This window comes from Hyphomicrobiales bacterium, assembly GCA_002869065.1.
GTDB lineage: Bacteria > Pseudomonadota > Alphaproteobacteria > Rhizobiales > Rhodobiaceae > Rhodobium.
The window spans coordinates 105062-118689 of the sequence record PKTR01000003.1 but is presented as its reverse complement, the minus strand read 5'-3'; the positions used below and the strand labels follow the sequence as shown (position 1 = coordinate 118689).

Below are 13628 nucleotides of genomic sequence, written 5' to 3'. Positions count from 1 at the left end.
ATTACTGCACCAGTTGCCTGTAGAGCAGGGGGAGGGCCTCTGTCAGCTTCGCGGGGTGGGAGACGATCGCGTAGCCGTTTCGGCCGAAGACATGGGGCACATAATCGCGCGCCCGCTTGTCGATGGTGATGGCGAAGACCGAATGGCCGAGGCGACGCGCTTCAAGAACGGCGCGGCGGGTATCCTCGATGCCGTAGCGGCCTTCGTAGTGGTCGAGGTCGTTCGGCTTACCGTCGGTGAGCACCAGCAGCAGGCGGTGCTGCGACGGCCGCTTGGACAGCTCGCTCGATGCGTGCCGGATGGCGGTGCCGAGCCGTGTGTAGAAGCCGGGTTTGAGGGCTGCGATGCGGGCCTCGACGCCGGGTCCGGTCTTTTCATCGAAGCGTTTGCAGCGGCTGAGATAGACCCGATCTCGGCGCAGCGATGAAAATGCATAGACCGCATGGTCGTCACCGACCGCGTCGAGGCCGTGGCACAGCGCGATAAGCGCCTCGCGGGCGATATCGATGACCGGACGGCCTTCGACCACGCTTTCGGTCGAGCGCGATGTGTCGACGAGGGTCAGCACGGCGAGGTCGCGGGCCTCGGTGCGCGTCGTGGTGTAGATGCGGTCGGACCCCTGTCCGGTGGCGGCGATGTCGACGTAGGAGCGCACCAGCGCCTCCATATCGAGCTCGTTGCCGTCGGGCTGGCGATGGAACTGTATGCGCTTCGGCCGGAACGCCTCGAAGCGGCGCTTGACGGCGCGGATACGCTTGCGGGTCTCGGGGGCGGAAAGGAAACTCGGCACCGCCTCAACCTTATCGGCTTCAGTAGCCAGCACCCGGCATTGTTCGGGCAGGTAGGAGCTGCTGCGATAGTCCCATTCGGGGTAGAGATGCTCTCCGGCGAGCCGCTCGCGGTCGACGTCTTCGGGCGCCAGATCGAGATCGAAGGCGAGCCGGGTCGCCGGCCGCTTCTTCGTTTCGACCAGGCCGATTTCGTCCTGATCGTCGGCGACCTTGCGCGCCTGATCCGGTTCCTCATCGTCAATGGTGCGGTTGATGTTGAGGAATTCGGCCCAGGAGCGGATCGATTCGAACCGGTGCAGGATGATGCTGTCGCGGCGGTTCGCCTCGTCGGACTTCTGCCGCTTGGCGCGGAACCGCTTCTTTTGCGACTGTTCCTTTTCCTCGCTCGCCTTGTTGCTGGCCGGATCCGCGTCCTCGCGCTGACGTCGGCCGGAGGTCGCCAGCCGGCGGTGGTCCGGCCACAGAACGATCGGGCGGAACGGGCGATAGCCGCTGACAGGCTTGAGGTCGGCGAGGTCGATATCGTCATTGCTCACGGCCGCCAGGAGGCGGGCGACCGCTTCGTCCTCGACGCAAGCCTGCTCGCCGATGAGATGGCGAACGACCGTCTCCATCGCGGCTTCTTCCGGCGGAAGTTTCCAGCGCGGCCGGGTTTCGCGCAGCGATTTGCACAGGCGTCCGTAGATCGGTCGCAGGCCGGGGCAGGCGTCGAGGGTTCGGCGGGTCACTTCGAGCGAGTAGCGCAGCGTGGCGATGTCGGCGCGCAACTTGCCCGGCGGTAGTTCCGGCGCTTCGCCGGCAAAGGCCGTCCAGGCTGCTACCCACAGGAAGAGTGCCTCGTTGAGGTCTTTCTCGGGGAACGCGTCGACGCTTTGCGGCAGGGAAAGCCGCTCACCGTCATAGCTCGGGCGTTCCTCGCGCTCCTTGGCGCGGCCGAGGCGGCGGCGCCACGACAGCCGGTGGCCCGATTCACTTTTGACGGCCTGGACGATTTCGACACCCTTGTCGCCGCCAAGTCCGTGGAAGAAGACGCTAAGGCGGGTGCGCATGGTCTCCAGCGTCACGGCAGCTTCGGGAAAACGCGGCGTTTCGTCGAGTTTTTCGACGAAGCGGTGCCATAGCGTGCCTATGGCCTCTTCCGGTTCCCAAAAGTTGATGCCGGACATGGGCGACCCCCACGTCAGCCGATGACGGCGACGACGATGTCGGCGAGACCGCGCTTGACGTCGTTGTCGTCGGTGATCGGCTCGATCAGTGCGACGTGGATGGCCCGCTCCATGGTCAAGCCGTCGCGAATGAGGCTGGCGCAATAGACGAGCAGGCGGGTCGAGACACCTTCCTCGATATCCTGGCCGGCGAGTTCGCGGATCTTGCCGGCCAACCGGACAAGCGCCTTGCAGCGGTTAATCTCGAGACCGCTTTCCTTGGCGACGATCTCCGCCTCGCGGTCGGGTGCGGGGAAGGTGAAATCAAGGGCCAGAAAACGCTGCCGGGTCGACGGTTTCAGCGTTTTCAGGATGTTCTGGTAGCCGGGGTTGTAGGACACCACCAGCATGAAATTGTCGGGTGCTTCGAGGATCTCGCCGGTGCGATCGAGCGGCAGGATGCGGCGATCGTCGGTCAGCGGATGCAGCACGACGGTGACGTCCTTGCGCGCTTCCACAACCTCGTCGAGATAGCAGATGCCGCCTTCGCGCGCGGCGCGGGTCAGCGGCCCGTCAACCCAGACCGTATCTCCGCCCTTCAATAGGTAGCGACCGGTGAGGTCGGCGGCGGTGAGGTCGTCATGGCAAGCGACGGTGTGAAGTGGCAGGCCGAGCCGGGCGGCCATGTGCGAGACGAACCGGGTCTTGCCGCAGCCGGTCGGTCCCTTGAGCAGGAGCGGCAGCTTGTTGCGGTAGGCGGTTTCGAAGATCGCGCACTCGTCGGCGGTCGGCGAGTAGAAGGGAAGGGAGCTGTCGCTCCCTTCCCCGCTGGAGACGATCCTGTCGGATGTCGTAAGGCTCATTGCATGTGCCTTTTCTGGTTGGCCTTATTCGGCCGGGGCAGCAGAAGCCGGACCCGAGATCACTTCCGTGGAACGCGGCACGAGGACCGAGTACAGGAAGAGCAGGGCGCCGATCACGACCACGGCACCTGAGCCGAAGCGCATCCAGTAGAAGATCGCGAGCTGATCCTGGACGTCCATGAAGTATTCGCCGTTGACGCGCTGCAGGTGGGTCTGAACCGCACCGGCAAAGGTCAGGGTGAAGGTCATGAACGCCATACCGCCGGACATCAGCCAGAAGCTGAGCATGTTCAGCACCTGGTTGTACGGTGCCCGGTTGGTCAGGTGCGGCATCGCGAAGGTGATGATACCGAGATTGAGCGACACATAGGCACCGAAGAAAGCGAGGTGACCATGGGCAGCGGTAATCTGGGTACCGTGCGTGTAGTAGTTGATCGGGGCAAGCGTGTGCAGGAAGCCCCACACGCCGGCGCCGAAGAAGGCAAGCGTCGAGCAGCCCAGCGCCCACAGGATCGCCGCTTTGTTCGGATGATCCCGGCCACCCTTCCAGACCATGGAGAAGGTGAACAACACCATGGCGAAGAACGGCGCCACTTCAAGCGCGGAGAAGATCGAGCCGACCCACTGCCAGTAACCCGGGGTGCCGATCCAGTAGTAGTGGTGGCCGGTGCCGAGCAAGCCGGTGAACAGGGCAAGCGCGACGATGGCATAGAGCCACTTTTCGACGACTTCGCGGTCAACGCCGGTGAGCTTCAGCATCATGAAGGCAAGCACGGCGGCCATCACCAGTTCCCACACGGCTTCCACCCACAGATGGACGACGTACCACCAGTACATCTTGTCCAGCGCGAGGTTGGCCGGGTTGTAGAGCGAGAACAGGAAGAAGATGGCAATGCCCCACAGGCCGAGGAGCAGCACGTTGGAAACGGCTGTCTTGCGGCCCTGCAGCACGGTCATCGTGATGTTGAACAGGAAGATCAACGCGGCGACGACGATGCCGAGCTTCACCCACAGTGGCTGTTCGAGGAACTCGCGGCCCTCGGTGCCGAGCAGGAAGTTGCCGTGGAACAGGTCGAACACATAAGTGACGACCACACCGGCAGTGCCGAGCACGAGGATCAGCAGCTGCAGATAACCGAGCATCGGCGAGTAGATCTCACGTTCCGTTTCCTCGGGTATCAGGTAGTAGGCGGCGCCGAAGAAGCCGAGCAGCAACCACACGACCAGAGAGTTGGTGTGCAGCATCCGTACGATGTTGAACGGAAGCAGATCGGACAGGAAGTTCGGCACCACGTAGATGTAGCCCGCGATCAAGCCCACGGTGACCTGCACCGCGAACAGGATCATCGCGACCAAAAAGTAGGCGTAAGCGACTTTCTGACTTTCGTATTTCATGGCTTCGTCCTTCCCTTAACCGGCTTCGTGCGGCGGCCAATTTTGCGTATTGATCCGGCTCACCCACTCGAAGAACGCGGCGAGATCGTCGAGTTCTTGTTCGGTCAGGTCGAACTTCGGCATCTGGCGGCGGCCCTCGATCCCCGTCGGTTGGGCTTTGATCCAGTCCTTGATGGCGGTTTTAGCGCCGTCCGGATCGTCTTTACCACCATAGCGCAGGAACACGTTGCCAAGCTCTGGCGCGAAGTAGGCGCCTTCACCCAGAATCGTGTGGCAGTCAATACAGGCATTGACCTCCCAAACCCGCTTGCCGCGCTCCACCGACTCACTGAGACCGGCATGGTCGGTCGAAGTGTTGACGATGTAGCTATGGCTATGTGCTGTCATCAATACGAAGACAACGAGAAAGAAAATAGACCCCCCATAGAAGATGTTTCGGGCCTGTGACTTTGTGAAACCTTCGCTCATTAACTCCTCCTTCAGAGGATTCAGTCCCCATCACCCTTGCACGCTACGTTTGACGGGCATTGCTTCCTTGACGAAAGTCAAGCAGTTCCCGAAGGCGGTGGATAGCTTGGAAAAAGTTAGCGTATATCTCTGAAAATAAAGGAGAAACCAGTTCTTCAGATAAAATTTGACTTTGGTCAAGGAGGAAAGACCCGATCGGATCGACGCTCCGGCCGTCTACCCTGAAACCGAGGGAACTGGTGATGAAGACGAATAAAACACTGCGTAAGGCCGCTCTCCTGGCGAGTGCCGGTTTTTCGCTCGCGCTGATTGGGGGCGTAGGCAGCGCGTTGGCGCAGGACGCCAAGGCTCCGGAGCTGTCCAAGGAAGCGTATGAGAGTTCAAAGACGATCTACTTCCAGCGTTGCGCTGGTTGTCACGGCGTGTTGCGCAAAGGCGCGACGGGCAAGAACCTCGAGCCGGAAAGCACTCTGAAGCTCGGCCAGGAACGCCTTGAGAAGATCATCACGCTCGGCACCGAAGGCGGCATGAACAACTTCGACGACGTGCTGACGCCCGAGCAGATCAGCCAGATGGCGACCTACATCCAGCTCGATGCGCCGAAGCCGCCCGAGATGTCGCTGTCTCTGATGAAAGAGCGCCGCAAGGTCTATGTCGAGCCGGCCGATTATCCGGACAAGCCGCTGCATGGCCGCAACTGGGAAAACTTCTTCGTCGTTATCGAACGTGACGCCGGCAAGGTTGCCATCGTCGACGGTGACAAGCACGAGATCGTTGCCCATCTCGACACCGGTTACGCGGTGCACGTGATCAAGGCGACCGAGCATCACAACGTCGAGCATGCCAAGTATCCTGGCCGCTTCTGGTACACGATGGGTCGTGACGGAAAGCTGACCAAGATCGACCTGTGGCAGACGCCGGACAAGATGCGCGTTGCCGAAGTCCAGGTGGCCTACGACGCCCGTGACGTCGCCGTTTCCGGCGATGGCAAGTACATCATCGGTGGTGGTTACTGGCCTCCGCACTTCGTGATCGTCGATGCCGAAACGATGGATCCGCTGAAGGTGGTCTCCACCCGCGGCGTCAACATCGACGGCGACTATGTCGAAGAATCGCGCGTTGCGGCGATCTACACCACGCCGAACGAGTCGACCTTCCTGGTTGCTGCCAAGGAACTCGGCCAGATGTGGCAGGTCGACTACACCGACCTCGACAATCTGAAGACGACCAAGATCAACACCGCGAAGTTCCTGCACGACGGCTTCTTCGATCCGACGGGCCGGTACTTCCAGATCGCGGCAAACGCCTCGAACAAGATCGCCGTGGTCGACTCCAAGACCCAGAAGAAGGAAGCTCTGATAGACGTCGGCAAGCTTCCGCATCCGGGACCGGGCGCCAACTGGAACGATCCGGAATGCGGTCCGGTCGGTGGCACGACCCATCTGGGCGAAGGCACGGTGACGGTCTGGGGCAACGATCCGGCAGGTCATCCCGACCAGGCCTGGAAGGTTTGCTACACGGTCGAGACGGACGGGCCGGGCCTGTTCATCCGCACCCATCCGACTTCGGACTATGTCTGGGCTGACCAGACCAAGCATCCGGAACCGGAAGTGCAGCAGTCGATCCAGGTTTTCGACAAGAAGACCCGCGAAATCGTGAAGACGATCCAGTTGACCGACAAGGAAGGCTATGCGGCCGTCCATATCGAGTTCAACAAGGACGGCTCGGAAGTCTGGGTTTCGGTCTGGAACCGCTCGACGTCGCTTGAGCCGAATGGCGAGATCGTGATCTTCGATGCGAAGACTCTCGAAGAGAAGACCCGTATCCCGGGATTCTATGCGCCGACCGGCAAGTTCAACGTCTACAACCGGACGAACCACGTCACATAATCGACGTGTCCAAAACGGGAGGACGGGCCTCGTGCCCGTCCTTTCCACCCCTGCGGGGGGAAGACCAGATTTGAGATTTGCGATGAGACCGCGTTAGAGTCCGGGACGGACCGGCGCGGTTTATTGTTTTCAGTGAGGGGCCGCGTTGCAGCGGACTGACGCGAGGAAAGATCATGCCCGAGACGAAGGGATCGGATCGAGCTGGGGGACAGGCGGGTAACGCCGGCGGTATGAGCAAGGGACGGCGGTGGCTGTTCGGCGCATCGATTGGCGGTGGCGTGGCACTGTTCCTGGCCGGCATCGTATTCTGGGGTGGTTTCAACACCGCCATGGAAGCGACCAACACGCTGGAGTTCTGCATCTCCTGTCACGAGATGGAGAGCACCGTCTATCAGGAATACAAGAACACCATCCACTATCAGAATCGCACTGGTGTTCGCGCGGTCTGTTCGGACTGCCACGTGCCGGATCCGTGGGTGCACAAGATGGTGCGCAAGATCCAGGCGTCGAAGGAAGTCTGGGGCAAGATTACCGGCACCATCAATACGCCGGAAAAATTCGAAGCCAAGCGGCTCGAACTCGCCAAGAACGTCTGGAGCACGATGAAGCAGACGGACTCGCGCGAATGCCGCAACTGCCACAATTTCGAATCGATGGCGCCGGAGTTCCAGCGCCCGCGTGCCCGCCAGCAGCATCTGAACGCATTTGAAACCGGCCAGACCTGCATCGACTGCCACAAGGGCATCGCGCACAAGCACATCCGCGACCTCCTCGAAGAGGAAGAGCTGGAAGCGCTCGAGAAGCCGAATCCGGCGTTCGTCCGCGACGTGCCGGAAATCTTCACCGCCAGCCTGAAAAAGGTCCAGGAACGCGAAGCCGAGGAAGCTGCCAAGGCCGAAGCCGAAGCCAAGGCCGCCGATGAAGCGACCAAGGCGCGTATCGAGCGTGCGGTCAGCAGCGCGGTCGACAAGGCCGTTGCCGAAGCGGTTGCCGCTGAACGCGCGAAGATCGCGGCCGATGGCGGAACCGTCGTCGCGGAGGCCCCTGCCGCCGATGCGGCTGCCGACAAGGGCGAGAGCGTTGCCGGCAACGTCAACTGGGATGCCGTGGAAGGCAAAGCCGTCACGCTGTTCTACCCGGGGCAGACGTCGTTCGAGTGGATCCAGACCGGCAAGGATCATGGTGGTGCGCGTGCCGTCACCAAGGCTGGCGATCGGTGCTCGACCTGCCATGCCAAGGAAGTGAAGGACATGGGCGCCAAGCTGGTGTCCGGCGAGAAGGCGGAAGAAACGCCGATCCCGGGCAAGCGGCCGTTCATCGAAACGACGGTTCAGGCCACGCATGATGCCGACAACCTCTATCTGCGCTTCCAGTGGATGGATGGGGAGCATGCGCCGGCGCCGTTCGTCGACGGTGGCAAGATGGATCCGGACAACCAGGTCAAGGTCGCGATGATGATCGCCGGCACGGGCATCGAGTATGCCGAGCAGGCCGGTTGCTGGGTCACCTGCCACCACGACTCGCGCCGTATGCCGGATGCACCCGATGCGGAAGCGCTTGGCGGTGCTGGTGATGTGGCCGGGCGGATCGATCTGCACGACGGCGTGACCAAGTACATCGCCGAATCGCGGACCAAGGTCGAAGTGGCCGGCCGTCGCGGCAAGGTGCGCGGTGGCTGGGACAAGCTGAAGGATCAGGGCGAGATCGATGCTCTCGTCGAAGCCGGGACGTTCCTGGATCTGATGCGCTATCGTTCAGGCGCGAAGGCCGAGAACGGTCAGGTTCTGATGCAGCGCGACATGAATGCCGGCGTCCAGGTCGAGGCTGAAGGCTCGCTCGACGGCGGCATGTGGACCGTGGTTCTGAAGCGTCCGCTGACGTCGGCCGAAAAGGGCGACATCAGCCTTGAAGCCGGCAAGACCTACATGGTCGGCTTCGCGATCCATGACGACTATGCCAACGCCCGTTTCCACCACGTCTCGCTCGAGTTCACGCTTGGGCTGGACAATCCGGAAGCGGAGATCAACGTCGTCGGTCAGTGATGACACCGGGGCGGCCGGGCATGATGTCCGGCCGCCCATCGGCTTTTTTCCGAGCCGATAGAAGACCAGCGGGAGAGGAGTTTTCGCGATGAACTCGAAGCTCGTCCTGGCCGGCCTTGCCGCCGGCCTTGTTTGTGTTTTTGCCACGCCGTCGCTTGCCGTGCGCGACAAGACCAAGATCCCGAAAATCTGCGCCCAGGCCGAGGAGCGCTATCAGAAGCTCTACGGCAAAGCGTCGTCGGAAGAGCCGTTCACCGTGGTGATGACCTACAAGTACACGTTCTGCCCGGAACACATCACAGTGAAACAGGGCACGACGGTTCGTTGGGTCAATGTCGACAAGCGCACCAGCCACGATGTGTGGTTCAACGAGCGCGAGGCAGATCCGAAACCGCGGCTTTTCCCCGAAGAATTTCTCGAGATGACCTTTGATCTGCCGCCTGGCGAATACCCCTATGTCTGCAGTCCGCACTGGAAAAGCGACGACATGACGGGAACAGTTACGGTCGAGCCGTAAACCTGGAGCCTGAACCTTAGGGTTTTCACTGTCGCGCCAGGGCCGAATACAGGTTAGCTCCCTGTTGACCGGCCTGGAATTGGTATCCTTGACAATAGTCAAGGTGACCCATGCCCTGTCGGTCGATGGTGATATCACGAGGACGAGACGGGGCGAGGAGACCGATTGGCATGTCGATCGGGATGAAAACTATCGGAAAAGTCACTCTGGTGGGTGCCGGTCCGGGCGATCCGGACCTGCTGACCGTCAAGGCGCTCCGGCTTCTCGCCGATGCCGATGTCGTGGTCTACGACCGGCTGGTTTCCGACGATATTCTGGCGTTGATTTCGCCCAATGCCGAACGCGTGCCGGTCGGCAAGGCTCCGCGGCACCATCCGGTTCCGCAGGACGAGATCAACCGTATTCTGATCAAGCTTGCGCGTGACGGTCGCGACGTGGTTCGTCTCAAGGGCGGCGATCCGTTCATCTTCGGGCGCGGCAGCGAGGAAACCGAGGAGCTGTTCGCGGCCGGCGTGCCTTTCGATGTGGTTCCGGGAATCACGGCCGCGCAGGGCGCGTCCGCGTCGACCGGCGTGCCGCTGACCCACCGCGGGCTCGCCAATTCCGTTCGCTACATCACCGGTCACTGTCGCGCCGACCAGCCGCTCGACTTCGACTGGCAGGGGCTTTGCGACCCGCATACGACGCTGGTGATCTATATGGGCCACGCGAACATCGCCGAGATCACGTCGAGCCTTATCGCGCATGGGCGCGCCCACACGACGCCGGTGCTGGCGGTGTCGCGGGCGAGCCGCGCCGATCAGAGCGTCCGGCTGTCATCGCTCGGCGCCATCACCGCGGACGTCGCGGAGGGTGCCTTCGAAGCCCCGGTGTTGTTCGTTGTCGGCGAGGTTGCGACGCTCTATCGCTCGCAGGACAACGTTCTGCCCGCCGAGATCGTCCAAGTGGCGCGGGAGGTTTGCTATGTCTGAGGCGTTTCCGCTGCGCGCCCTGCTGGCCGCCATGGTCGTCGCGGGAACCGCGTCAGCGGCCGTGCCGGCAATCGCGACCGGTGCCGATCTTACGCCGGAGCGCATTGCGGAGCTGACCGAGTTCGTCCGCCAGGACTGCGGCTCATGCCATGGCATGACCATGAAAGGCGGGCTCGGCCGGCCGCTCACGAAAGAGGCGCTTGCCGATTTCGACGAGGAAACCCTCAATCTGATCATTCTCGACGGCATTCCCGAAACGGCGATGCCGCCCTGGCGGCCGCTTCTGAGCGAAGCTGAAGTCGCGTGGATTTCCCGTGCCCTGAAGGAGGGGCATATCGAATGAAGACACTGGTTGCGTTTCTCGTTGCGCTTGTTCTCCTGCCGGCCACGCTGCTGGCGGACGATCTGCGCGGGACCGGCGACCTCGGCGTCATCGTCGAGCGGGCGACCGGGTCGGTGCTCGTCATCGACACCACCAATCACGCCATTCTCGGCCGCGTCGAGGGGCTCGGCGACCTGTCGCATGCCTCCGTCGTCTACAGCCGCGACGAGCGCTACGCCTATGTCTTTGGCCGCGACGGCGGGCTGACCAAGGTCGATATCCTGACGCGCAGCATCGCCAACCGGGTGGTGCAGGGCGGCAACGCCATCGGCGGCGCGATCTCCGACGACGGCACGCTGATCGCCGTTTCCAATTACGAGCCGGGCGGCGTGAAGGTGTTTAATTCGGATACGCTCGAGCTGGTCGCCGATATCCCCGCGACCTACGGCAATGCGGGCGAACAGTCGAAGACTGTCGGTCTCGTCGATGCGCCGGGCCGTCGTTTCGTCTTCTCGCTGTGGGATGCGGGCGAGACCTGGATCGCGGATTTTTCCGGCGGCAACACGCCGAAGGTCACGAAGTTCAGCGGCATCGGCGCCAACCCGTATGACGGGCTGGTCACCGGCGACGGGCGGCACTACATCGCCGGCCTGTTCGGCGAGGATGGTCTGGCGCATATCGATCTGTGGGCCGATGAGCTGAAGGTCGAACGGATCCTCGATCACTACGGCAAGGGCACCCAGAAGCTGCCCGTCTACAAGATGCCGCATCTCGAAGGCTGGGCGCTTGCGGGCGACCGCTTCTACCTGCCGGCGGTCGGTCACCACGAGGTGCTGATCGTCGATGCGACCAAGTTCACCGAGATCGGCCGGGTCAAGGTCGCCGGCCAGCCGGTGTTCGCGATGGCGCGGCCGGACGGGCGTCAGGTCTGGGTCAATTTCGCCCTGCCGGACAATCACATCATCCAGGTCATCGATGTGCCGAGCCAGAAGATTGTGCATCAGTTCGAGCCGGGCCCGGCGGCGTTGCACATGGAATTCGCGCCGCGCGGCCACGAGGTCTGGATCTCGGTGCGCGATGCGGACCGGATCGACATCTACGACACCACGACGTTCAAGAAGAAGGCCGAGCTGCCGGCGACGAAACCGAGCGGCATCTTCTTCACGGCGCGCGCACACAGGACCGGACTATGAACTTCCAGCCCCGTGCCTTCCTCGACGAGATCGACAAGCTGCTGATCGACAAGTGGCAGCGCGATTTCCCGCTCGTGCATTACCCGTTCACGGCGCTCGGCGTGCCGCTAGGATTGAGCGAGGACGACGTCCTGCTGCGTCTTGAGCGCATGATCGCGGAAGGGACGGCGACGCGGCTCGGTGCCGTGCTTGCGCCCAACACGCTCGGTGCCAGCACACTGGCCGCGATGGCGGTGCCGGACGAGCGCCTCGACGAGGTCGTCGAACGGGTCAACAGCTATCCCGGCGTCAATCACAACTATCAGCGCGAACACGATCTGAACCTGTGGTTCGTCGTGACCGGCGCCGATCGCGATGCGGTCGATGCGACGCTTGCCGGTATCGAGGAAGACACAGGACTTGCCGTGCTCGATCTGCCGATCGAATGCGCCTATCACATCGATCTCGGTTTCCCGATCGACGGTCTGAAGGCGTCTCGCGCGAAGGACTGGAAGGCGCAGTGCTCGCCCGACACCTCGGTGATCACGGCGCAAGATCGCGGCCTGATCCGTGCCATCGAAGACGGCCTGCCGCTGGTCGACCGGCCTTACGCGGCGATTGCGAAGCGGCTCGGCACGAGCGAGGACCACGTCATTGCGCGGCTGCAGGTGTTGATCGGCGCCGGTGTGGTGCGCCGTCTGGGCATTGTCGTGCGGCATCATTCGGTGGGCTTCTCATCGAACGCGATGGCTGTGTGGCAGATCGATCCGGTCGAGGTCGACGAGCTCGGCAGTCGCTTCGCGCAGCATCCGGCCGTGACGTTGTGCTACCGCCGTCGTCCGGCCGCGCCACAATGGCCGTACAATCTCTTCGTCATGGTGCACGCCAAGGAACGCGCGGCGGCGCGTGAGGTGATCGCCGACCTGAACCGCATGCACGAGGTTGGCGATGTTCCTCAGGCGGTGCTGTTCTCGACCCGCTGCTTCAAGCAACGCGGCGCCCGTCTCGGGAGCGCTCAGGCGGCCAGAAAGCGGAGTGCGCGATGACAGGGGATGCACGGTCGGCGGAGCGCCCGGAGCTTGACGATCTCGATCGTCAGATCATCAACACCCTCCAGGGCGGATTCCCGCTTTGCACGCGCCCCTTTGCCGTCGCAGCCCTTCCTTTCGGTATTTCCGAGCGGGAGCTGATCGACCGAGTGCGCAGACTGCTCGAAGTCGGCGCATTGTCGCGTTTCGGGCCGATGGTCAATGCCGACCGCATGGGCGGCGGCTTCTGCCTGTGCGCACTGTCGGCGCCGGCTGAGCGCTACGAAGAGGTCACGGAAATCGTCAACGGCTTCATCGAGGTGGCGCACAATTACGCGCGCGATCATCGGCTGAATATGTGGTTCGTGATCGCCGCCGAACGGCCCGAACGGGTCGACGAGGTGGTGCGCGAGATCGAGCAGGCAACGGGACTCGATGTGTTCGCCTTCCCGAAGGAAGAAGAATACTTCGTCGAGTTCAAGGTGGCGCTATGACGGAAATCGACGAAAAGGACCGCGCCATCCTCAAGGTGACGTCCGTCGGCCTGCCGCTCGAGACCGAGCCGTACCATGCGATTGCCGCCGAAGTCGGCCTGCCGGTGGATGAGGTGCGCGAACGGCTGATGCTGATGCTCGATCTGGGCATCATCCGCCGCATCGGCGCGGTGCCGAACCACTACCGGCTCGGCGTCACCGCCAACGGCATGAGCGTGTGGGATGTCGACGACGAGGCGCTGGCCGAGCTCGGGCCGCAGATCGGTGCGCTCGATTTCGTCACCCATTGCTATCGCCGGCCGCGCCATCTGCCTGACTGGCCGTACAATCTGTTCGCCATGGTACACGGCGCGACGCGCGACGATGTCGAGGCCAAGGTTGCGCGCATCGCCGAGCTGATCGGGCCCGCCTGCCGAGCCCATGAAATTCTATATTCGAAGCGGATCCTCAAGAAGACCGGCATGCGCTTCGCTGGTTAGAGCATTTCTCGTGATCACCGGATCACTCGATACGCTCTAACACTTCGGTTTA

The 13628-nt window shown here is 62.5% G+C and carries 13 protein-coding genes; 9 read left to right on the top strand and 4 right to left on the bottom strand.

The window, feature by feature from the left end; all coding sequences use genetic code 11:
• Position 1 precedes the first annotated feature (1 nt).
• The 4 genes from C0606_11270 to C0606_11255 are packed head-to-tail and all read right to left on the bottom strand — an operon-like array spanning position 2 to position 4662.
• Positions 2–1957 (bottom strand): nitric oxide reductase D protein, encoded by a 1956-nt coding sequence (locus C0606_11270; protein ID PLX37086.1) that lies wholly within the window; start codon positions 1955–1957, stop codon positions 2–4.
• A 14-nt stretch (positions 1958–1971) separates the two neighbouring features.
• Positions 1972–2799, bottom strand: coding sequence for an AAA family ATPase (locus tag C0606_11265; protein ID PLX37085.1), 828 nt, complete (start codon positions 2797–2799; stop codon positions 1972–1974).
• 24 nt (positions 2800–2823) lie between these two features.
• Positions 2824–4194, bottom strand: a complete 1371-nt coding sequence (locus C0606_11260; protein ID PLX37084.1) for a nitric-oxide reductase large subunit — start codon at positions 4192–4194, stop codon at positions 2824–2826.
• Positions 4195–4209: 15 nt separating this feature from the next.
• The gene (locus tag C0606_11255) at positions 4210–4662 is read right to left on the bottom strand and encodes a cytochrome C (GenBank protein PLX37083.1); all 453 of its coding nucleotides are present in this window, start codon (positions 4660–4662) and stop codon (positions 4210–4212) included.
• Positions 4663–4904: 242 nt separating this feature from the next.
• Between C0606_11255 and C0606_11250 the strand changes: the two genes are divergently transcribed.
• The 9 genes from C0606_11250 (at position 4905) to C0606_11210 (ending at position 13576) form a co-directional block, all read left to right on the top strand.
• Entirely contained in the window at positions 4905–6551 is a 1647-nt protein-coding gene (locus C0606_11250) for a nitrite reductase (protein PLX37082.1), read from the top strand.
• A gap of 230 nt (positions 6552–6781) precedes the next feature.
• On the top strand, positions 6782–8593 hold the full coding sequence (locus tag C0606_11245) for a cytochrome C552 (protein PLX37081.1): 1812 nt from the start codon (positions 6782–6784) through the stop codon (positions 8591–8593).
• A gap of 88 nt (positions 8594–8681) precedes the next feature.
• Positions 8682–9110 (top strand): copper-binding protein, encoded by a 429-nt coding sequence (locus tag C0606_11240; GenBank protein ID PLX37080.1) that lies wholly within the window; start codon positions 8682–8684, stop codon positions 9108–9110.
• A gap of 182 nt (positions 9111–9292) precedes the next feature.
• Entirely contained in the window at positions 9293–10081 is a 789-nt protein-coding gene (cobA, locus tag C0606_11235; protein PLX37319.1) for a uroporphyrinogen-III C-methyltransferase, read from the top strand.
• 31 nt (positions 10082–10112) lie between these two features.
• Positions 10113–10424 (top strand): cytochrome C, encoded by a 312-nt coding sequence (locus C0606_11230; GenBank protein PLX37318.1) that lies wholly within the window; start codon positions 10113–10115, stop codon positions 10422–10424.
• A complete protein-coding gene (locus C0606_11225) occupies positions 10421–11596 on the top strand; it encodes a protein nirF (protein PLX37079.1) in 1176 nt (391 codons plus the stop codon). Before C0606_11230 ends, C0606_11225 begins: the two co-directional genes overlap by 4 nt.
• Positions 11593–12621: an Lrp/AsnC family transcriptional regulator gene (locus tag C0606_11220; GenBank protein PLX37078.1), complete on the top strand. Its 1029-nt coding sequence runs from the start codon at positions 11593–11595 to the stop codon at positions 12619–12621. The genes C0606_11225 and C0606_11220 overlap by 4 nt, the downstream gene beginning before the upstream one ends.
• On the top strand, positions 12618–13097 hold the full coding sequence (locus C0606_11215; protein ID PLX37077.1) for an AsnC family protein: 480 nt from the start codon (positions 12618–12620) through the stop codon (positions 13095–13097). Before C0606_11220 ends, C0606_11215 begins: the two co-directional genes overlap by 4 nt.
• Positions 13094–13576, top strand: a complete 483-nt coding sequence (locus tag C0606_11210) for a protein nirH (protein PLX37076.1) — start codon at positions 13094–13096, stop codon at positions 13574–13576. Before C0606_11215 ends, C0606_11210 begins: the two co-directional genes overlap by 4 nt.
• Positions 13577–13628: the final 52 nt, after the last annotated feature.

Bases quoted from the DNA above. Each gene is read 5' to 3' on its own strand.
- C0606_11270 (PLX37086.1), bottom strand. From the start codon at position 1,957: ATGTCCGGCATCAACTTTTGGGAACCGGAAGAGGCCATAGGCACGCTA.
- C0606_11265 (PLX37085.1), bottom strand. From the start codon at position 2,799: ATGAGCCTTACGACATCCGACAGGATCGTCTCCAGCGGGGAAGGGAGC.
- C0606_11260 (PLX37084.1), bottom strand. From the start codon at position 4,194: ATGAAATACGAAAGTCAGAAAGTCGCTTACGCCTACTTTTTGGTCGCG.
- C0606_11255 (PLX37083.1), bottom strand. From the start codon at position 4,662: ATGAGCGAAGGTTTCACAAAGTCACAGGCCCGAAACATCTTCTATGGG.
- C0606_11250 (PLX37082.1), top strand. From the start codon at position 4,905: ATGAAGACGAATAAAACACTGCGTAAGGCCGCTCTCCTGGCGAGTGCC.
- C0606_11245 (PLX37081.1), top strand. From the start codon at position 6,782: ATGAGCAAGGGACGGCGGTGGCTGTTCGGCGCATCGATTGGCGGTGGC.
- C0606_11240 (PLX37080.1), top strand. From the start codon at position 8,682: ATGAACTCGAAGCTCGTCCTGGCCGGCCTTGCCGCCGGCCTTGTTTGT.
- cobA (PLX37319.1), top strand. From the start codon at position 9,293: ATGAAAACTATCGGAAAAGTCACTCTGGTGGGTGCCGGTCCGGGCGAT.
- C0606_11230 (PLX37318.1), top strand. From the start codon at position 10,113: ATGGTCGTCGCGGGAACCGCGTCAGCGGCCGTGCCGGCAATCGCGACC.
- C0606_11225 (PLX37079.1), top strand. From the start codon at position 10,421: ATGAAGACACTGGTTGCGTTTCTCGTTGCGCTTGTTCTCCTGCCGGCC.
- C0606_11220 (PLX37078.1), top strand. From the start codon at position 11,593: ATGAACTTCCAGCCCCGTGCCTTCCTCGACGAGATCGACAAGCTGCTG.
- C0606_11215 (PLX37077.1), top strand. From the start codon at position 12,618: ATGACAGGGGATGCACGGTCGGCGGAGCGCCCGGAGCTTGACGATCTC.
- C0606_11210 (PLX37076.1), top strand. From the start codon at position 13,094: ATGACGGAAATCGACGAAAAGGACCGCGCCATCCTCAAGGTGACGTCC.